This window comes from Streptomyces sp. NPDC021225, assembly GCF_044332865.1.
In the GTDB taxonomy this organism is placed as follows: Bacteria; Actinomycetota; Actinomycetes; order Streptomycetales; family Streptomycetaceae; genus Streptomyces.
This window is the reverse complement of sequence record NZ_JBIRPV010000025.1, coordinates 1-21,775: the sequence shown is the minus strand read 5'-3', so window position 1 is coordinate 21,775 and position 21,775 is coordinate 1. Positions and strand designations below refer to the sequence as shown.

Genomic DNA, 21,775 nt, shown 5'->3' with positions numbered 1-21,775 from the left:
CTATCCACCCCAGCCTGCGCTCTCCCTCAGCCACTGGTCGACGTGGCGGGCGGTGTCGCCCGCGTACTCCTCCAGCATGGTGAAGTGGTCGCCCGCGACGTCCATGACCGTGTGCGGCACTCCCCAGGCGGGGGGCGACTGTTCGCCGTCCCGGCCCCGGATGAAGAGGGTGGGGGTTTCGATGCGGGGCGGTGTCCAACCGGAGAAGATCCGGAAGTAGCCGCCCATCGCGGTGAGCCGGGTGTAGTCCACCTCGACGAATTCGGTGACCCGATTGAAGATTTCGCTGGTCAGCGCGGAGGCGACGGGTGCGATCCCCTCGTCGGGCAGATACGCGTCCATGGCCACGGCCGCCTCGGGCAACACTCCCAGGCCCTCCAGGTGGCTGGTGACGCAGTAGGTGAGCCAGCCGCCCGCGGAATGCCCGGCGAGGGCGAAGGGCGCGCCGTCGGTGAAGCGCACGACGGCTTCGGCGAGCACACGGGTCACCGCGTCGACGTCGGCCGGCAGGGGCTCGCCCTCGAGGAAGCCGGGCGCGGGCGCGTACCAGACGTCGCGCACCCCCTGGAGCGCGGCGGCGAAGCGCGAGTACTGGTACGCGCTGGAGATCGCGGCCACGGTGGGGAGGCAGATCAGCATGGGCTGGGAGGGTTCGGCTGTTTCGCCTCGCGGCGTGGTGTCCGGTGCCGTGGCGTGGGCGAGCCGGACGAACGTCGGCGCTGTCTCGGCTGACGTGGCGCCGAAGGCGGGTCGGAAGACCGAGGCGGCGGACAGCAGTTGCATCGCTTCGTGGATGCGTCCGGTGTCATGCCCCACCCAGAACAGGGACTCGACGGTGGCCGCCGAAGGCCCTTCGCGATGGACCGGGCCGTACGCGCGGCCCGCCGCGGGCTGCTCCCGATGCTCCCCGGTGTCGTCGGCCTCGGCTGCCAGTTGCTCCGCCATGTGGCGCGCCAGGGCGGCGGGGCTGGGGTGGTCGAAGACCAGGGTGGTGGCGAGGCGCAGGCCGGTGGCCGCGGCGAGCCGGTTGCGGAGTTCCACCGCGGTGAGGGAGTCGAAGCCCAGTTCGCGGAACTCGCCTTCGGCGTCGACCGTCTCGGCGGCGCCGTGGCCGAGGACGGCGGCGGCCTGGGTGCGTACCAGCTCCAGGAGGGCGCCGGTGCGCTCGGCGGGGCCGGGCAGCCCGGCGAGGCGCGCCCGGAGTGCGGCGGGTGCCTCGGCGGCGGTGGCTCCGGCGGCGTCGGCGGCGGCCGCCGCCCGGCGGGCGGGCACCCGGACCAGGCCGCGCAGAATGGGGGGCAGCGCGCCCGCCGCGGCCTGTGCGCGCAGGGCCCGGAAGTCCAGCGGAGTGGCCAGCAGTACGGCCTCGTCGACCGTGCCGGCGGTGTCCAGGAGGGCGAGCCCCTGTTCGTCCGTCAGCGGTGCCAGGCCGCCCCGGGCCATCCTGGCCCGGTCGGTGGCGCCGAGGCCCTCGGTCATACCGCTTGCCTGGGCCCACATTCCCCAGGCCAGGGACTGACCCGGCAGGCCCAGGGCGCGGCGGTGGCGCATCAGCGCGTCGAGGAAGGCGTTGGCGGCGGTGTAGTTGCCCTGCCCGGGGCTGCCGAAACTGGCCGCGGCGGAGGAGAAGACGACGAAGGCGTCGAGTGCGGCGGCGCGGGTCAGCTCGTGCAGGTTCAGCGCGCCGATCGCCTTCGGCCCCAGTACGGCGTCCACGCGCTGTGGCGTCAGCGAGGTCAGGATGCCGTCGTCGACCACGCCCGCCAGGTGGATCACCGCGCTGAGCGGATGCCGGGCGGGAATGCCGCTCAGCAGCCCGGCCACCGCATGACGGTCCGCCATGTCGCAGGCCCGGACGGTGGCATCATCGGCGCCCAGCCGGGCCAGGTCGGCCAGCAGCTCGGGGACTCCGTCCGCGTCCGGTCCACGGCGGCCGGTCAGCAGCAGGTGGCGTACGCCATGGGCCGTCACGAGGTGCCGGGCGAGCAGCCTCCCCAGGACGCCGGTGCCGCCGGTGATCAGCACCGTGCCGTCGGGGTCCCAGGTGCGCTGGGCGATGGCGACGGTGTCGACGTCGGCGTCGGCGGGTGTCGGCGCGTCTTCGTGGTCCGTGGGCGATGTGGTGACGGCGACGCGGGCCACGCGGGGCAGGTGGACCGTGCCGTCGCGGAGCGCGATCTGCGGTTCGCCGGTCAGCAGGGCCTCGGGCAGGGTCCGCTGGGATTCGGGCCGCCCGTCGGTGTCGGCCAGCACGAAACGGTCGGGGTGCTCGCTCTGCGCAGAGCGGACCAGCCCCCACACCGGCGCGTACGCCAGGTCGGCCACGGTATCGGTCCGTGTCGCGGCGACGGCGCCGTGTGTGACAAGGGTCAGGCGGCAGTCCGCGAAGCGCTCGTCGCCGAGCCAGCTCAGCAGCAACTCCAGCACGCCGTTGGTGGCCTGCCGCAGCGCGGTCGCGGTCCCGGCGGTCCCGGCAGTCGCGGTGGTGGCGGCGGTGGCGGCGGTCGAGGGGGTCGGGTCGTGGCGGTCACCGGGCAGGTCCTGCCGACCGGCGTCCTGCTCCCGGCAGGAGATCACCACCATGTCCGGGGCCGGACCGCCCAGGGGCACGGCCTCACCCAGCGCGGCCAGGTGGGGATAGGCCCGCCACGCGGCCCCGGCCGCGTCCAGCGCCCCCGCCAGGCCCGGCACCTCGGGCCCGACGAGGGCCCATCGGCACTGCCTGGCCGACGCGGCGGGGGCGGCCTGCCTCGGCGTCCACTCCAGGCGGAACAGCGCCTCGTGGTACGCGGTGCCCACCGCGCGCAGCCGCTCGGCGGTGATCGGCCGGAAGGCCAGCGACCGCGCCTGGGCCACGAGCCGTCCCGAGCCGTCGGTGGCCCGCAGCGCGATGGTGTCCTGCGCCACCGCTGTCAGCCGGACCCGCAGCGTGGAGGCGCCCGCGACGCCCACTGTCACCCCGCCCCAGGAGAACGGCAGTCGGCCGCGTTCCTCGGCGCCCGGCCCGGGCGTGGTGTCGAGGCCGAGCGCGACGGGGTGCAGCGCCGCGTCGAGCAGCGCGGGGTGCAGGGCGTACCGTACGGCGTCGGCCGCCTGCTCCTCGTCCAGCCCGACCTCGGCGAACAGCTCGTCCCCGCGCCGCCAGGCGGCCCGCAGCCCTTGGAAAGCGGGGCCATAGCCGAGACCGACACCTGCCAGATCGGCGTACCAGGTGGTCAGGTCCACGGGTGTGGCGTCCGGTGGCGGCCATGCCTCGGCGGCCTCTCGCTCCGTCACTTCGTGCTCCGCTGGCGCCGCCGGTCCGCCGAGCGGATCGCCGCCGCGGGTCAGCACTCCGGTGGCGTGGCAGGTCCAGGCGGTGTCCGCGGCCGGGCGCGGGCCGTCGTCGAGGCGGGAGGAGAGGGTGAAGGGACGCCGGTCGGCCGCGTCCGGCACACCGAGCAGGAGCTGAAGGACCACCGAACCACGTTCCGGCAGCACCAGGGGAATCTGGAGGGCCAGTTCCTCCACGCGGTCGTAGCCGGCCTCGTCGCCCGCGCGGAAGGCCAGTTCCAGGATCGCGGTGCCCGGGAGCAGCACGGTGTCGAAGATGACGTGATCGGCCAGCCAGGGGTGGGTACGCAGCGAGAGCCGTCCGGTGAACAGCAGCTCCTGGGAGCCGGCCAGTTCCACGGCGGAGCCGAGGAGCGGGTGGTCCGCGGGGGCCAGACCGGCAGCCGACAGGTCCGCCGCCCTCTCATGGGTCCTGGGCCAGTAGCGGCGTCGGTCGAAGGCGTAGGTCGGCAGCTCGACGCGGCGTCGTCCGTCGGCCCCGGCCGGGCGCGGGCCGATGACCGCCGACCAGTCGACGGCCACGCCGTGGACATGGATCCGGGCGAGGGCGGTGAGCAGGGTGTGGGCCTCGGGCCGGTCCGGACGCAGCGCCGGTGCCGACACGATCCGGCCGCCGTCGGCCACCGGCCCGCCGACCGGTACGACGGCAGCCGTCTCCGCGGACACTGCGGCGGCCGCCTCGGTCGGCTCTGTGGCCGGGTCGTCGTCGAGGCGGTCGTGGGCGAGGGCGGACAGCGTGCCGTCCGGGCCCAGTTCCAGGAAGGTGCTCGCGCCGTTCGCCCGCAGCCACGCCAGTCCGTCGCCGAAGCGCACGGCGTGGCGGACGTGTCGCACCCAGTACTCGGGGTCCGTCAGCTCGCCGGGACGGGCGAGTTCTCCGGTCAGGTTCGACACCATTCCGATGGCTGGTTCCGCGTACGTCAGCGAGGCGGCGACCTGGCGGAACTCGTCCAGCATCGGCTCCATCAGCGGGGAGTGGAAGGCGTGGCCGACTCGCAGCCGCCGGGTCTTGCGGCCCCGCGCGGCGAAGGCGGCAGCCACCTCGTCGACGGCGCTCCGCTCGCCCGAGACCACCACCGCGCCGGGTCCGTTCACCGCGGCCACCGACACCTGCGCCTCGCGTCCGGCCAGGGCCTCTGTCACCTCGCCCTCGGTGGCCCGCAGCGCCACCATCGCCCCGCCGGGCGGCAGTTGCTGCATGAGCCGACCGCGCGCGGCCACCAGCAGCGCGGCGTCAGGCAGGGTCAGGACCCCGGCCACATGCGCGGCGGCCAGCTCGCCGAGGGAGTGGCCGACCAGGAAGTCGGGGCGCACGCCGAAGGACTCCAGCAGCCGGAACAGCGCCACTTCGACCGCGAACAGGGCCGGCTGGGCGTAGCGGGTGCGGTCCAGCAGGGCGGCCTCGTCCGTGCCGGGGGCGGCGAACAGCAGCGCGCGCAGCGGCCGGTCCAGGTGGCCGTCCAGCTCGGTGAGCACCGCGTCCAGCGCCCGCGCGTACGCCGGGAACGCGGCGGCCAGCTCGCGGCCCATGCCCACGCGCTGGGTGCCCTGGCCCGCGAAGAGCATCGCGAGCCCGCCGTCGGATCCGGAGCCTGATCCGGGTGGCGGCGAGCCGGTCACCAGGCCGGGGGCGAGGTCACCGGCGGCGAGCGCGGCCAGGCCGCGTACGAGCTCCTCGCGGTCCTCGGCCACGATCACGGCGCGGCGCTCGAACACCGCCCGCTCGGTGGCCAGGGCGCGGGCCACGTCCACGAGTCCGGCGTGGTCGGCGTCGCCCGCCGTGAACTCCCCTAGCCGCCGGGCCTGGCCGCGCAGGGCGCTCTCGGTGCGGGCCGAGATCACCCAGGGCACAGCCGGGGGTGGGATTTCTCCCGGACGCTCGTCCACCGCCACCGCCACCGCCACCGCCGCCACGTCTTCGAGCGCGGGTTCGTCGGGGGCTTGTTCCAGGATGACGTGGGCGTTGGTGCCGCTGACCCCGAAAGAGGAGATCCCCGCGCGCCGCGGGTGTCCGTTGCACGGCCATGGCACCGGCGCGCTCAGCAGCCGCACCCGGCCCGATGACCAGTCCACGTGCGGCGAGGGGGCGTCGGCGTACCGGCTCGCCGGCAGGAGGTCGTGCTGGAGCGCCAGCACCATCTTGATCACACCGGCGACGCCCGCCGCCGCCTGCGTGTGCCCGATGTTCGACTTCACCGACCCGAGCCACAAGGGGCTGTCGGCAGGGCGGTCCCGACCGTACGTGGCGAGGATCGCCTGCGCCTCGATCGGGTCGCCGAGCGTCGTCCCGGTGCCGTGCCCTTCCACCGCGTCGATGTCGGTGGCGGCGATCCCGGCGTTGGCGAGGGCCTGGCGGATCACCCGCTGCTGCGCGGGGCCGTTGGGCGCGGTGAGCCCGTTGCTCGCCCCGTCCTGGTTCATCGCGCTGCCGCGTACGACCGCGAGCACCCGGTGTCCGTGACGCCGCGCGTCGGACAGGCGCTCCAGCAGCACCACGCCGACACCCTCGGACCAGCCGACGCCGTCGGCCTCGGCCGCGTAGGCCTTGCACCGGCCATCGGCCGCGAGCCCACGCTGGCGGGAGAACTCCACGAAGGCGGCCGGTGTGGACATCACCGTCGCCCCGCCAGCCAGGGCCAGCGAACACTCCCCCGAACGCAGCGACTGAGATGCCAGATGCATAGCCACCAACGACGACGAACACGCCGTGTCCACCGTCACCGCGGGCCCCTCGAAACCGAAGGTGTACGCGAGCCTTCCCGACAGCACGCTGCCGGAGACCCCGGTCAGCGCATAGCCTTCGAGCTCGGGTCCGCCTCGGCGCACCACGTCGGTGTAGTCCTGGAGCGCGAGCCCGGCGAACACCCCGGTGCGGCTGCCGCGCAGCGACGTCGGGTCGATGCCCGCCCGTTCCAGTGCCTCCCAGGAGGTCTCCAGCAGCAGGCGCTGCTGCGGGTCCATGGCCAGGGCCTCGCGGGGGCTGATGCCGAAGAACCCGGCGTCGAAGTCCGCCGCGTCGTAGAGGAAGCCGCCCGCTCGCGCGTACGAGGTACCGGGGCGCTCCGGATCCGGGTCGTAGAGCGTTTCCACGTCCCAGCCCCGGTCTGCCGGGAACTCCGCGATGGCGTCCTTGCCCTGGGCCAGCAGCTCCCAGAACTCCTCCGCCGAGCGGACCCCGCCGGGGAAGCGGCACGCCATGCCCACCACGGCGATCGGCTCGTCCGTCGCCACCGCCTCGCGGGCCGGCGCGGCGCCCGACCCGGCCGCCGCCGCGCCGTCGAACAGCAGCTCCCACACGCCAAGGGCGAGTGCGGTGGAGTTGGGGTGATCGAAGACGGCCGTGGTGGGCAGTGGCAGACCGGTGGCGATGTTCAGCCGGTTGCGCAGCTCCACGGCGGTCAGCGAGTCGAAGCCCAGCTCGCGGAAGGCGCGCTCGGGCGGCACGGCCGCCGGGCCGTCGTGCCCGAGCACGGCGGCCGCGTGCGTACGGACCAACTCGAGCAGCGCTCGCCGCTGCCGGGCGGGGTCCAGGCCGGCCAGCCGCGCGCGCAGCGTGTCGGCGGGCTCGCCACCGCCGTCTCCCCGGGCGAGCTGCCAGGCCTCGCGCGCCTCGGGGATCTCGCGGAACACCGGGTCCAGCCGGTCGGCGGCCTCGGTCTCCACCAGGCGCCGCCAGTCGATGTCGGCGGCGGTCAGGCAGGTCTCGCCGTGGTCCAGTGCCTGCTTCAGCGCTTCCAGGGCGAGCCGCGGGTCCATGGCCGTCACGCCACGGCGACGCCAGGACGATGCTTGGCTCCCGGCGGGCCCGGTCTCCTCGTCGCCGTCCGCGGCCCAGGCGCCGCACGCCATCGCGAGCCCCGGCAGTCCCAGGACGCGTCGATGGTGCGTCAGCGCTGCCACCTCGGCGCACATATCGTGTCCCACGGCCCCCAGGTGTGGGGCGGCCGGTGAGAACACCACGAAGGCCGACAGGTCGGCGTCGCGCGTGAGCTCGTGCAGATGCCACGCCGTCGCGATGCCGTCGTCCCCCTGCGCCGTGTGTACGACGGCACGCAGGGGGAGCTCGTCCGGGATGCCGGTCAGCAGGTCGGCCAGGGCTGAGCGATCGGCCGGGTCGCACTCCGCCACCGTCACCCTGGGCCCCATCGCGGAGAGTTCGTCCGCGATGCCGAACCCGTCACCGTGTTCGTCGAGGAGCAGCAGGTGTTCCGCGCCATTGGCGGCCAGCCAACGTGCCGTGTGAGCGCCCGGCCCGTCCGTACCGCCGCTGATCAGTACGGTGCCCTGGGGCCGCCACTCCCGCTCCGCGACCGCCCCGGCCAACGGAGCCCGCGCCCACCGGCGTACGAACACCCCCGACGCGCGCACCGCGCATTCGCGCTCGTTGCCGTGGAGGACGCCGATGAGCCCGTCGACGGTCCTGCGATCCGGCACATCCGACACGTCCGGGCCATCCGTCTCGTCCGGCACATCGACCAGCCCACCCCACAGCCCTGGAGCCTCTAGCCCCACCCTCCGGGCCGTGTCCCACACTCGTGCCTGTGCCCGGGACGCCGGGGCGTCGTCGCCGCCGAGCGACACCGCGCCGCTCGTCACACACCACAGCCGGGCCCCCGCGCCCCATCCGCCCAGATCATCGAGATCGCCCAGTGCCTGTGCCACAGCCGGCAGCAGCGACACCGTCATCTCGTCGTCCGCGATCAGCACCAGCCCCTTCACCTCGGGCTCCGTGTCCGACTCGCCCCGCAGCCGGTCGACCAGGGCCGTGTGGCCGTCCGGACCCGGCTCCGCGGGGACGCGTACGACGCGGGCACCGGCCCGCTCCAGCCCCTCGACGAGGGCCCGCCGCGATCCGTCCGGGGCCACCACCAGCCAACGCCCCGTGAACGACTCCGTGCCACCGGCCCCGGCCGGTCGCCACACCTCCCGGTAGCGCAAGCCGTCCACCGTCTCGCGATCGCGGCACCCCTGCCGCCACGCCTCCAGGGCCGACACCAGGGCCGCCAGCGACGCCCCCTCGCCGACCCCCAGCAGCCCGCCCACGCCCGCGACATCGCCCCGCCGCACCGCTGCCCACAACGGCTCGTCAGCGCCCTGGGCCACGTCACCGCCCACCGCGCCTCCGGGCGCGGGCTCCAGCCAGAACCGGTTCCGTTCGAAGGCGTAGGTGGGCAGGTCGACGCCGCCTCGCCGGCCGGCTCCCGGCCCCACGGCCGGGGACCAGTCCACCGCACCGCCACTGACGAAGAGCCGCGCGAGGGACGTCAGGAAGCGGCTCAGCCCTCCTTCGTCACGCCGCAGCGTGCCCAGCACGAGGGTGTCCGTGGCGCCCAGCGCGTCAAGGGTCTCCTGCACACCGACCGAGACGGCCGGGTGCGGGCCGGACTCGATGAAGACCGTGTGGCCGTCCTCGACGAGCGCGCGGGTGGCGTCCTGGAAACGCACCATTTGGCGCAGATTGCGGTACCAGTACTCGGCGTCGAGCTCGGAGCCGTCCACCCGTTCGCCGGTGACGGTGGAGTAGAGGGGGATGTCGCCGGTGCGGGGGCGGATGGGGGCGAGCAGGGTGAGCAGACGCTCGTGGATGGCCTCGACCTGCGGGGAGTGGGAGGCCCAGTCGACTTTGAGCCTGCGCGCCCGTACGCCGTCCGCGGTCAGCTCCGCCAGCAGCGCGTCCACGGCCTCGGGGGTCCCGGAGACCACGGCGGAGGCCGCGCCGTTGACGGCCGCGACGCACAGCCGCTCGCCCCATGGCGCCAGGCGCGGCTCGAGTTCCGGGGCGGACATGCCGACGGAGAGCATCGCGCCGCTCCCGGCCAACTCGGACAGCACCTGGCTGCGCAGCGCGACGATCCGCGCGGCGTCCTCCAGCGACAGCGCGCCCGCGACGTACGCGGCGGCGATCTCGCCCTGGGAGTGGCCGGCCACCGCGGCGGGCCGCACACCGTACGACCGCCACAGCGCCGCCAGCGACACCATGACCGCGAAGAGCACGGGCTGGACGACGTCCACCCGGTCCAGCGGCGGGGCGTCCGGCTCGCTTCGCACCACGTCGAGCAGGGACCATTCCACGTGGGGAGCGAGCGCTTCGGCGCAGGCCGTCATCTGTTCGGCGAAGACGGGGGCGGTGTCCAGGAGCTCGGCGGCCATGCCGTCCCATTGGGTGCCCTGGCCGCCGAACAGCATCGCGACCCTGCCGTGGGCGGCCGAACCGGGCTGCCCCTCGACCAGTCCGGCAGCCGGATCGCCGGTGGCCAGCGCTTCCAGTGCGCGTACGAGTTCTTCGCGGTCCTCGGCCACGATCACGGCGCGGCGCTCGAACACCGCCCGCTCGGCCACCAGGGCATGGGCGACATCGGTGAGTCCAGCGCCTTGGTCCGCGATGAACTCCCGCAGCCGCCGGGCCTGCCCCCGCAGCGCCCCTTCCGAACGCGCCGAGACGACACACGGCACCACCGGCGGCTCCGCCGTGAACTCGCCCTCCGCCACGGCCTCGTCCGGCGCCTGTTCCAGGATGACGTGCGCGTTGGTCCCACTGACACCGAAGGACGAGACACCCGCCCGGCGCGGACGCCCGTCCCTCGGCCACGGCACCGCCTCGCTCAGCAACCGCACCTGTCCCGCCGTCCAATCGACATGAGGCGTGGGTGTGTTCGCGTGCAGGCTCGGTGGCAGCGTCTCGTGTTCCAGTGCCAGCACCATCTTGATCACACCGGCCACCCCGGCCGCCGCCTGCGTATGACCGATATTCGACTTCACCGACCCCAGCCACAACGGCCGGTCCTCCGCACGATCCTGGCCGTACGTGGACAGCAGTGCCTGCGCCTCGATCGGATCACCCAGCGTCGTCCCCGTCCCGTGCCCCTCCACCGCGTCAATCTCCGCGGTCACCAAGCCTGCCGCGGCGAGCGCCTGCCGGATCACCCGCTGCTGCGACGGACCATTCGGCGCAGTCAGACCATTGCTCGCCCCATCCTGATTCACCGCACTGCCCCGCACCACCGCCAACACCCGATGCCCCAACCGCCGCGCATCCGAGAGCCGTTCGACCAGCACCATGCCGACGCCCTCGGACCAGCCCACGCCGTCAGCCTCCGTGGCGTAGGGCTTGCACCTGCCGTCCGTCGCGAGCCCACGCTGACGGGAGAACTCCACAAACACCCCGGGCGTCGACATCACCGTCACCCCACCCGCCAACGCCAGCGAACACTCCCCCGAACGCAACGACTGACACGCCAGATGCAACGCCACCAACGACGACGAACACGCCGTGTCCACCGTCACCGCAGGCCCCTCGAAACCAAAGGAGTACGAGAGCCGACCCGACAGCGCGCTGCCGGAGACCCCGGTGAGCGCATAGCCTTCGAGGTCCTCACCGGCGCGTCGCAGCAGGTCCGCGTAGTCCTGCTGGGCGATGCCCGCGAAGACACCGGTGCTGCTGCCCCGCAGGCCGGCGGGGTCGATACCAGCCTTCTCGAACGTCTCCCATGACGTCTCCAGCAGCAACCGCTGCTGGGGATCCATGGCCAGCGCCTCACGCGGGCTGATGCCGAAGAACCCGGCGTCGAAGTCCGTCGCGTCGTAGAGGAAGCCGCCCGCTCGCGCGTACGAGGTGCCGGGGCGCTCCGGATCCGGGTCGTAGAGCGATTCCACGTCCCAGCCCCGGTCCATCGGAAAGCCCGCGATCGCGTCCTTGCCCTGGGCCAGCAGCTCCCAGAACTCCTCCGCCGAGCGGACCCCGCCAGGGAAGCGGCACGCCATGCCCACCACGGCGATCGGCTCGTCCGTCGCCGTGGGCCGCGGGTCGGCCGGGGACAGCACACCGGCCTGTCCGGGGGCGCCGAACAGCTGCTCCCATGTGTGGTGGGCGAGCGCGGCCGGGTGGGGGTAGTCGAACACCGCGGTGGCGGGCAGCCTCAGGCCGGTGGCGGCGTTGAGCCGGTTGCGCAGCTCCACGGCGGTCAGCGAGTCGAAACCCAGCTCGCGGAAGGCGCGCTCGGGCGGCACGGCCGCCGGGCCGACGTGGCCAAGGACGGTGGCGGCGTGCGTACGGACCAACTCGCCCAACACGCGGGTCTGCTCGTCCACCGGCAGCCCGGCCAGCCGAGCCCGCAGCGTCCCTACGGCCTCGGCCGTGCCGCGGCCCGAGGCCTCCCATGCCGCCCGGGCTTCGGGGATGTCGCCGATCAGGGGGTCGAGACCGGTGGCGGGGGCGTGGTCGACGAAGGTCCGCCAGTCGATGTCCGCGATGGTCAGGCAGGTCTCGTCGTGCTCCAGGGCCTGCCCGAGCGCCGTCAGGGCCAGCTGGGGGTCCATGGCCGCCATGCCGTGTCGGCGCAGCCGCCCGGCGTCCGAGGCGGCGTCCGCCATCCCGTCTCCGGCCCAGGCCCCCCACGCCACGGAGAGCCCCGGCAGCCCGAGGCCGCGCCGATGCCGGATCAGCGCGTCCACCTCGGCGTTCGCCGCGGCGTAGCCGCCCTGCCCCGCCGAGCCGAACGTCGCCGCCACGGAGGAGAACACCACGAAGGCCGCCAAGTCGGCGCCGCGCGTCAACTCGTGCAGTTGCCACGCCCCGACCGCCTTGGCCTGCCGCGCCGCCTCCAGCCGCTCCGGGGTCAGCGTCGCGAGCACGGCGTCGTCCAGCGCGCCCGCCGCGTGCACCACCGCCGTCAGCGGGGCGTCCTCCGCCACCCCGGCCAGGACTTCCGTCAGCGCGGCGCGGTCGGCCACATCGCACGCCGCCACGGTCACCTGAGCGCCCAGTCCGGTCAGCTCGTCCCGGAGCTCGGCGGCGCCTTCGGCCGCCTCGCCGCGCCGGCTGAGCAGCAGCAGATGTACGGGGCCGCGGCCGGACAGCCACCGGGCCACGTGCGCGCCCAGCCCGCCCGTACCGCCCGTGATCAGTACGGTGCCGTGGGGCCGCCACTCGGGCCCCGGCTCCGCCCCGGAGTGCGGGGCCCGCTCCAACCGCCGTACGAACACCCCGGACGCCCGCACCGCGCACTCCCGCTCGGGCCCCGCCAGCAACCGCACCACGCTCCGCGCCGCCCGCGCGTCCATCGGCCCCGGGACGTCGACCAGTCCGCCCCACACTTCGGGAGCCTCGATGGCGGCCACCCGGCCCAGCCCCCACACCTGTCCCAGCCCGGGCCGGGACAGCTCGTCCCCGCCGCCCACCGACACGGCGCCGTGGGTCACACACCACAACCGAGCCGCCACCTCCAGATCGCCCAGGGCCTGGAGCCACGTCAGGAGCAGCGCCCCCGCGCTCCGGCCGCCGTCGCCCGCCAACAGCAACACCACACCGTCCACCTCGGGCTCGGGGCCCAGGTCGGCCCGTAACCGCTCCACCAGCGCCTCGCGCGCCACGCCTTCCTCGACGGCGTGGCGGGCCGCCCGGGCCCCGGACCGCTCCAACTCCTCTACGACGGGCGATCCGTCCACCCCGTCGGCGGCCACCACCAGCCAGCGCCCCGTCGGCGCCCCCGGGCCGCCGTCGCCGACCGGGCGCCACACCTCCCGATAGCGCCACCCGTCCAGGACGCCACGGTCGCGGCATCCCCGCCACCAAGTCCCCAACGCGGGCACCAGTGTTCCCAGGCAGGCCCCCTCGTCCACGCCCAACAGCGCACCCACGCGCGGAACATCCCCCCGTTCCACCGCCTCCCACAGCGGCCCCTCGACACCGCCCGCCCCGGACCCACGAGCCTTGCTCCCCTCCAGCCAGTACCGCTTCCGGTCGAAGGCGTACGTCGGCAGCTCCACCCCGCCGCGCACGCCGATCGCCCACCCCATGGCGCGTGGCCAGTCGACCTCCACCCCGGAGACGAAGAGCCGCGCGAGGGCGGCGAGAAAGGTCTGGCTCTCGCCGCGGTCGGGGCGCAGGGCCGGGACCATGACGGGTTCTTCGGCGTCGGTGGCGGGCTCGTCCGTGGCGAAGGCGTCCTGGCCCAGACCACACAGTGTCCCGTCGGGCCCGAGCTCCAGGAAGGTGCGTACGCCCTGGTCCCGCAGCCACGCCACCCCGTCACCGAAACGCACGGCCTCGCGGGCGTGTCGCACCCAGTACCCCGGCGTGCCGAACTCCTCTGCGGGCAGCGGGGCGCCCGTCGCATTCGAGACGACCGGGATGCGCGCGGGGTGGTAGGTCACGCGCTCCGCGTCCTGGCGGAACTCCTCCAGCATCTCGTCCATGAGCGACGAGTGGAAGGCGTGGCTCACCTTCAGCCGGCGTGTGCGGCAGTCGCGCTCAGCGCACCGCCGGGCCAGCTCCCGTACCGCGTCCCCGTCCCCGGACAACACCACCGACCGCGGGCCGTTCACCGCGGCCAGGTCCACCCGGGCAGCCCCTGGAGTGTCGGTTTCCGCCTCCGCCAGCAGCTGGCGAGCCTCCCGCTCCGAGATCTCCACCGCCACCATGGCCCCGCCCTCGGGGAGCGCCTGCATCAGCCGGCCCCGGGAGACGACCAGCCGCGCCGCGTCGGGCAGCGACAGCACGCCGGCCACATGCGCGGCCACCAGCTCTCCCACCGAGTGCCCCAGCAGAAACCGGGGCCTGATCCCCGAGGTCTCCGCCAGCCGGTACAGCGCGACTTCCAGCGCGAACAGCGCGGGCTGCGCGAACTCGGTGCGCGTGCACTGCTCGGAGGCGGACACGTCGTCCGTGAACAGCAGCTTCCGTACGTCAGGTCCGCCCGCTGTCGTGATTTCCGCGCATACGGCGTCGAACGCCGCGGCGAAGGCCGGAAACGCCGCGTACATCTCGCGACCCATGCCGACGCGCTGTGATCCCTGGCCCGTGAAGAGCACGGCCACCGTGGGCTCGTCGGTGTCGTGCCGCTCCGTCAGGCTCTCCACCAGCTGGGGTGCTGGCGCCCCGAGCGACAGTGCGTCCAGGCCGCGTACGAGTTCTTCGCGGTCCTCGGCCACGATTACGGCGCGGTGCTCGAACACTGCCCGCTCGGCCACCAGGGCGTGGGCGACATCGGTGAGTCCAGCGTCTTGGTCCGCGATGAACTCCCGCAGCCGCCGGGCCTGCCCCCGCAGCGCCCCTTCCGAACGCGCCGAGACAACACACGGCACCACCGGCGACTCCGCCGTGAACTCGCCCTCCGCCACGGCCTCGTCCGGAGCCTGTTCAAGAATGACGTGCGCGTTGGTCCCACTCACGCCAAAAGATGAGACACCCGCCCGACGCGGACGCCCGTCCCCCGGCCACGGCACCGCTTCGCTCAGCAACCGCACCCGCCCCGCCGACCAATCGACATGAGGCGTCGGATCCTCCGCGTGCAGGCTCGACGGCAGCAGACCGTTCCGGAGCGCCAGCACCATCTTGATCACACCGGCCACCCCGGCAGCGGCCTGCGTATGACCGATGTTCGACTTCACCGACCCCAGCCACAACGGCCGGTCCTCCGCACGATCCTGGCCGTACGTGGACAGCAGCGCCTGCGCCTCGATCGGATCACCCAGCGTCGTCCCCGTCCCGTGCCCCTCCACCGCGTCAATCTCCGCGGTCGCCAAGCCTGCCGCGGCGAGCGCCTGCCGGATCACCCGCTGCTGCGACGGACCATTCGGCGCCGTCAAGCCATTACTCGCCCCGTCCTGATTGACGGCACTACCCCGCACCACCGCCAACACCCGATGCCCCAACCGCCGCGCATCCGACAACCGCTCCACCAACAGCACGGCCACACCCTCGGACATGCCGACGCCATCCGCGGCGGCCGCGTACGGCTTGCACCTGCCGTCCGCAGCGAGCCCACGCTGACGGGAGAACTCCACAAACACCCCGGGCGTCGACATCACCGTCACCCCACCCGCCAACGCCAGCGAACACTCCCCCGAACGCAACGACTGACACGCCAAATGCAACGCCACCAACGACGACGAACACGCCGTGTCCACCGTCACCGCAGGCCCCTCAAAACCAAACGAGTACGACAGCCGACCCGACAGCACACCGCCCGCGTTGCCGTTGCCGACAAGGCCTTCGAGGTCGTCGGGGAGATCGAGCAGTCGTGTGGCATAGTCGTGGTACATCATTCCGGCGAAGACACCGGTGCGGCTCCCGCGCAGCGTGGCCGGGGCGATCCCGGCGCCCTCCAGCGCCTCCCAAGAGGTTTCCAGCAGCAGCCGCTGCTGAGGATCCATGGCCAGCGCCTCACGCGGGCTGATACCGAAGAACTCGGCGTCGAAGTCTGCGGCGTCATGCAGAAATCCGCCGTGCCGGGTGTAGGAAGTTCCTGCACTGCCCTGGTCGGGATTCGGGTCGTACAGCGCCTCGACATCCCATCCCCGGTCCACCGGAAATCCCGAAATGGCGTCGCTGCCGGAGGCCAGCAACTCCCAGAATTCCCCGGGCGACCGCACACCGCCGGGAAAATGGCAGGCCATCCCCACCACGGCGATCGGCTCCTGCTCTCCCGACTCAATCTCCGCCAGGCGGCGGCGCACCTGGACGAGTTCTGCGGTCGCCAGCTTGAGGTAGTCCCGAAGCTTTTCCTCATTGGCCATTTACGGCATCTCCTCGAAATTCCTCAAGCCGTGAGTGATTTCCTCAGGGCAGGCAGGGCGCCAAGCGATCTTAGGGAATTCGTTATCGCTCGCTGCACCCCCTAGGCACCCCAGAATGCGCTGGCGACCGGCGGCCGTTCGCCGTAAGGAGTGAAGTCTGTCCCCGCTCTTCCTGAGCGTTGCAGGACTCTTCGCGGGAGGCGGTAACCATGGAATCGTCCCGGCACGCCAGACGCTTTCGCGGCCGACTGGTGCTGGTCACCGGCGCGGGCAGCGGGATCGGGCGGGCGACGGCGGGCGCCTTCGCCGCAGCGGGGGCGCGGGTGATCTGCGCGGACCGGAACGCCCGTACCGCCTCGGACGGCGCGGACCTGGCCAAAGGGCTCGGCGCCCACGACGCGTGGGCGGAGTGCGTCGACGTGGCCGACGCGGCGGCCATGGAGCGGCTCGCCGAGCGCGTCCTCGACGCGTACGGGGTCGTGGACATCCTGGTGAACAGCGCCGGGGTCGGCATGTCGGGCCGGTTCCTCGACACGTCCGTCGCGGACTGGCGGCGCACGCTGGACGTGAATCTGTGGGGTGTCATTCACGGTTGTCGGCTCTTCGGCCGGCAGATGGCGGACCGCGGGCAGGGCGGGCACATCGTGACGATCGCGTCGGCCGCGGCCTTCCAGCCCACGCGTGCGGTCCCGGCGTACGCGACGAGCAAGGCCGCGGTGGTGATGCTCACCGAGTGTCTGCGGGCCGAACTCGCGGAGTTCGGGGTGGGTGTGAGCGCGGTGTGTCCGGGCTTTGTGAACACGTCCTTCACCGCGGCGATGCACTTCGCGGGCGTGTCGGAGCGGGAGCAGGCGCGGCTGCGGGAGCGGGCCGTGCGGACGCTCGGTGGGCGTGGCTGTCCGCCGGAGAAGGTCGCCCGGGCGGTGTTGCGTGCCGTGGCCCGCGACACGCCCGTGGCGACCGTCACGCCGGACGCGCGTCTCGTACGTCTGATGGGCCGGTTCGCGCCGCCCCTGCGCCGTGCCGTGGCCCGGCTCGACCCACCCTCCTGACGACGGCCGCTACATGCCCGGTGGGGTTGGGGCGAGGGCCATTCCACCGGAGGCATCCACCAGCTGACCGGTGACCCAGCGGGCCTCGTCCGAGGCGAGGAGGGCGACGACGTCGGCGATGTCGGACGGCCGGCCGAGCCGGCGGAGTGCGGTCATGGCGCTCACGCCCTCGACCGCCCCGGGCATGTCGTGCAGCCAGGTGTTGGCCTCGGTGCCGTCGGTGATGCCCGGCGCGATGGTGTTGACGGTGATCCCACGCTGTCCCAGCTCATTGGCCAGCCTGGGCCCCATGATGTCGAGGGCGCCCTTGCTCATGGCGTAGGGAAGCAGCGGCCAGGCGATCCTGGTGACGGCGGAGGAGATGTTGATGATCCGTCCTCCGTCGCCGAGGAGCGGCAGGGACCGCTGGGTGACGAAGAACGCGCCCCGCACGTTGACGGCGAAGATGCGGTCGAACTCCGCCGGGGTGATCTCGGAAATGCCCGCCACATAGCCGTCCGACTGCATGGCGGCCGGGTCGTCCGGGTCGGCGTAAACGGCGGCGTTGTTCACCAGGATGTTCAGCGGCCGGCCGGCGAGCCCTGCTTCGAGTTCGCTGAAGAGCGTGTCGAGCGCGTCGTCGTCCGTGAGGTCAGCCCTGATGGGGAACGCCTGCCCCCCGGCCCGTTCGATCGCGGCGACCGTTTCCTCGGCGTCTGATTTCCGCTGCCCGTAATGCACGGCCACCAGCACACCATCGGCGGCGAGCCGTCGGGCGATGGCCGCGCCGATTCCCCTCGACGCCCCGGTCACCAGTGCGGTTTTTCCAGCTTTTTGGGTCATGGCGACGACCATCGCAACAGGGCACGCGGCACGGAACCCCCTGAAGACCCCGGAATTCCAACCGCGGCGCATCGGTGACGAGGACTCCACCGAAAGCCGAGCCACGCGCAGTACCCTGCCGGGTCGCCCTTCGCAATCCATCGGGAAAGAAATCCACCAGGAGATGAGTTCTGGATGACCAGTGTCAGTCGGGCTACGGCGGAACAGGGTCCGGACATCCCCGCGCGGCGCGCGCTGAGCGCCGCCAGGCGGGCGGAGGCCATCGCCTCCGCCACCCGCGCGGCCGCCACCGAGGTGGCCCATGTAGCGGCCGGGGCCGGGGTGGACAGCGCCGTGGCCGGGGCGGCGGGGGCTCTGGCGTCGGCCGCGGAAGCCGCAGAAGCCGCAGCCCGGACCGCCAGGGCCGCGGCCGGAGAAGCTGGCCGGGCGGCGTCGGCCGACGCCGCCACAGTGGCCGCCGCCCGCGCGGCCGAGGCGGCGGCCGCGGCGGCTGCCGCCGGTGCCCAGGCCGGTCCCGCCGCGGAAGCCGCCGCGCGGGCCCAGGCCGAGGCCGCCGCTAAGGCCGCCGAGGTCGCGAACGCCGTCGCGGAGCACAGCCGCCGGGCGGCGGCCGAGGCGGCGGTCATCGCCGATGCCGCGGCCCGCGCCGCCGAGGCGGCCCGAGCGGCTGCGGACGACGGTGCCGACGCCATGCCCGAAGCCCTGTCCGAAGCAGTGGCCGCGGCGGAAGCCGCCGAAGACGAGGCCATGAGGACGAACACCGACACCGCATGGCTGTGCCGACACCTGCCGGCCGAATGAACTGTGTTGGTGTGCTGCAAGAACTGTGCCGTATGAGGTGTTGAGCTGTGTTCTTGTGAGGTGTGCCGGATGAGACACCATGCCGCGTTCTGAGCGGCGACACGAATGACGGCGCCCGGTCTCGGTCGGGTGCCGTCACTCGTGTCGCCGCATCAGCTCAGTCTCGGCTGACCGCCTTGTCGATCAGCTCGAACATCTCGTCGTCCGTGGCCGACTGAAGGTCCGGCCCTGCACCGACACCGTCGTGGTCAGCGGCACGGTCGCTGCTCATCCTGCGGGCCAGGGACCGCAGGCGCTCCGCGAGGCCGCTGCGCGTGTCGTCGTCGAGCGCCGAGTCGGCGACGGCGGACTCCAGCCTGGCCAGCTCGGTCAGCGCCGCCATCGCCGTGGCCGCCGCCGAGGTCGGGGCGTCCTGGCAGAGCTGAGTACGCAGATGGTCGGCGAGGGCGGCGGGGGTGGGGTGATCGAAGACGGCGGTCGCGGGCAAGGGAAGGGCCGCGGCCGTTTGAAGGCGGTTGCGGAGTTCCACGGCGGCGAGAGAGTCGAAACCCAACTCGCGGAAGGCCGAGTCCGGCCGGACGGCGGCAGCCGTGTCATGCCCCAGTACGGCGGCGGTGTGGGCGCGGACGATCGTGAGAAGCGTGTCCCGCTGTTCGGCGGAGTCCTGGGCCGCGAGGCGGGTACGAAGGTCGGTGCCGTTCTCGGCCCCGGGCGTGCGGCGGCGGGCCGTGCGTGGCGGGGCGATCCTGGAGAGCAGGGGCGCGGGAGTCTCGACCGCACGCAGACCCCGCAGATCCAGACGGGCGGGTACCAGAGAAGGCCGGTCGCCCGCGAGGGCGGCGTCGAAGAGCGCGAGGGCGTCCTCCGTGGCGAGGGGGTCGAGCCCGGAGCGGGTGATACGGGCGCGGTCGGCGCCGTCGAGATGGCCGGTCATGCCGCTGCCCTTCTCCCACAGCCCCCACGCGAGCGACAGGGCCGGGAGTCCCTGTGCCCTGCGGTGGTCGGCGAGGGCGTCGAGGAAGGCGTTGGCGGCGGCGTAGTTGCCCTGCCCGGGTGCGCCGAGGACACCGGCGGCTGAGGAGAACAGGATGAAGGCGCCCGGCTGGGCGTGGCGGGTGAGCTCGTGCAAATGGAAGGCGGCATCGACTTTGGGCGCCAGCACGGCGTCCAGGTGTCGGGGGGTGAGGGAGGAGACGGTGGCGTCGTCCAGTACGCCCGCGGCGTGGACGACACCGGTCAGCGGGTGACTGCCGGGAATCCCTGCGATCAGGTCCGCGAGTGCGCCACGGTCGCCGGTGTCACAGGCGCGCATCGTCACCTCGCCGCCGAGGCCGGTCAGTTCCGCCCGCAGCTCGGCGGCGCCGGGCGCGTCGGGCCCGCGCCGGGACGCCAGCAGGAGGTGTCGTACTCCGTGATGGCTGACCAGATGGCGAGCGAGCACCGCGCCGAGCGTGCCGGTGCCGCCGGTGATCAGCACGGTGCCGTCGGGGTCGAACGTCGTGGACGCGTCGTCCTGGCCGGGTGCATCGGTGGAGGGGACGGATACGGGGGCGGCGGGAGCGGGTACGCGGGTCAACCGGGGGACGAGGAGTCGGTTCGTACGCACAGCGATCTGCGGCTCGCCACAGGCGAGCGCCGCCGAAACAGCGTTCGATGGCACCTCCCCGCCGTCCAAGCCCAGATCATGGTCGAGGTCGAGGTCGAGGTCGAGCAGGACGAAGCGGCCGGGATGCTCCGACTGCGCGGAGCGCACCAAGCCGCACACCGCCGCGCTCGCCAGGTCCGCCACGTCCTCCCCTGGTGTGGTGGCAACCGCACCACGGGTCACCACAACCAGCCGGGCCGAGGTCTGCCTCTCGTCCGCCAGCCACTCCTGGAGCAGCCCCAGGGTGCGGGTGGTGAGGGCCCGCACGTCGTCCGGCAGGGTGGTGGCGCGCGCGTCGCGGCGACCGCAGTCGACCACGACCGCGTCGGGCGCAGCGGCCCCCACTTCCAGCGCCGCGGCCAGGTCGGTGAGATTGGCGTAGCCGACCGCCGACGGCAGGAGGTCACAGGGCCCCACCGTGGCCATGCGTTGGGGGGTCGACGGCGACGTCGGCCCGGGGGCGGCCACCCACTCGACCGCGAAGAGCGAGTCGCGCTGCACCGCGCCGGAGGCCGCCGACAGCTCTTGCGTCGACACCGGGCGGACCGCGAGCGATGCGATCGAGGCCACCGGCCGCCCTTCGCCGTCGGCCACAGCGACCGACAGCGCGTGCCGACCCCGCTCCTCGCCGCCCAGGGAGAGGCGCACCCGCAGGGTCGACGCTCCGGACCCGGACACACTCACTCCGCTGAAGGAGAAGGGCAGGGCACCGTGCGGAAGCTCGTCGGCCGGGCGGAGGGCGGCGGAGTGCAGGGCGGCGTCCAGCAGAGCGGGGTGGAGGGCGAACCGGGAGGCGTCGTCGTCCGCCGGCTCAGGAAGGCACACCTCAGCGAAGATGTCCTCGCCACGCCGCCAGGCCGCCCGCAGCCCGCGGAACACCGGTCCGTACTCGAATCCCCGCGCCGCGTACCCGTCGTACAGGCCGTCCAGGTCTTCTTCCGTGAACGCGACGGCACCCGCTGGTGGCCAGGCTGCCCCCGCACCATCTTGCGGATCGACGAGCCGGGCGGCGTCATCCCGGTCGGCCGGTTCGGGACCGACCCGACCCGTGGCATGGCGCACCCACGCGCCGTCCTCATCTGTACTTTCGTGGCGGGAGGACACCGTCAGGCTTCGGCGACCCTCCTCGTCCGACGCCGCCACCCACACCTGCACCTGCACCGCCCCCTCCTTCGGGATGAACAGCGGTGCGTGGAGGGTGAGTTCCTCGACGCGAAGGCAGCCCACATGACGGCCCGCCTGAAGGGCGATCTCCAGGAACGCGGTCCCGGGGAGGATCACGGCGCCGGCGATGGTGTGATCGACGAGCCAAGGGTGGGTGGTCAGGGCGAGCCGACCGGTGAGTAGATAGCCCTCCCCTTCGGCCACTCCGATCGCGGCGCCGAGCAACGGGTGATGCGCCGGGTCCAGGCCGACTGCGGTGACGTCTCCTGTCTGGGTGGGGGTGTTGAGCCAGTAGCGCTGGTGTTGGAAGGGGTAGGTGGGGAGGTCGGTGTGGTTGGCGTTGTGGTGTTGCCAGGTGATGGGGTGGCCGGTGGTGTGGGCGTGGGCGAGGGAGTGGAGGTGTTGGTGGTGGTCGTCGTGGTTGCGGCGGAGGGTGCTGATG

General features: G+C 73.4%; 4 protein-coding genes and 1 pseudogene. 2 read left to right on the top strand and 3 right to left on the bottom strand.

The genetic code is table 11. The features are described from left to right. A complete protein-coding gene (locus tag ACH4S9_RS46890; RefSeq protein ID WP_398377783.1) occupies window positions 1-15,849 on the bottom strand; it encodes a type I polyketide synthase in 15,849 nt (5,282 codons plus the stop codon). A gap of 215 nt (window positions 15,850-16,064) precedes the next feature. On the opposite strand from ACH4S9_RS46890, the pseudogene ACH4S9_RS46885 reads away from it, so the two are divergent. Beyond that, window positions 16,065-16,901: pseudogene (locus tag ACH4S9_RS46885) on the top strand (SDR family NAD(P)-dependent oxidoreductase); the annotation flags it as partial. Between the two features lie 9 nt (window positions 16,902-16,910). Here ACH4S9_RS46885 and ACH4S9_RS46880 read toward each other — a convergent pair. Continuing rightward, entirely contained in the window at window positions 16,911-17,723 is an 813-nt protein-coding gene (locus ACH4S9_RS46880) for an SDR family oxidoreductase (RefSeq protein ID WP_311730785.1), read from the bottom strand. A 174-nt stretch (window positions 17,724-17,897) separates the two neighbouring features. Between ACH4S9_RS46880 and ACH4S9_RS46875 the strand changes: the two genes are divergently transcribed. After that, on the top strand, window positions 17,898-18,524 hold the full coding sequence (locus tag ACH4S9_RS46875; protein WP_311730786.1) for a hypothetical protein: 627 nt from the start codon (window positions 17,898-17,900) through the stop codon (window positions 18,522-18,524). A 157-nt stretch (window positions 18,525-18,681) separates the two neighbouring features. Here the strand turns inward: ACH4S9_RS46875 and ACH4S9_RS46870 are convergent. Beyond that, window positions 18,682-21,775 (bottom strand): type I polyketide synthase (locus tag ACH4S9_RS46870; protein ID WP_398377781.1); only part of this gene is annotated, 3,094 nt, incomplete at its 5' end.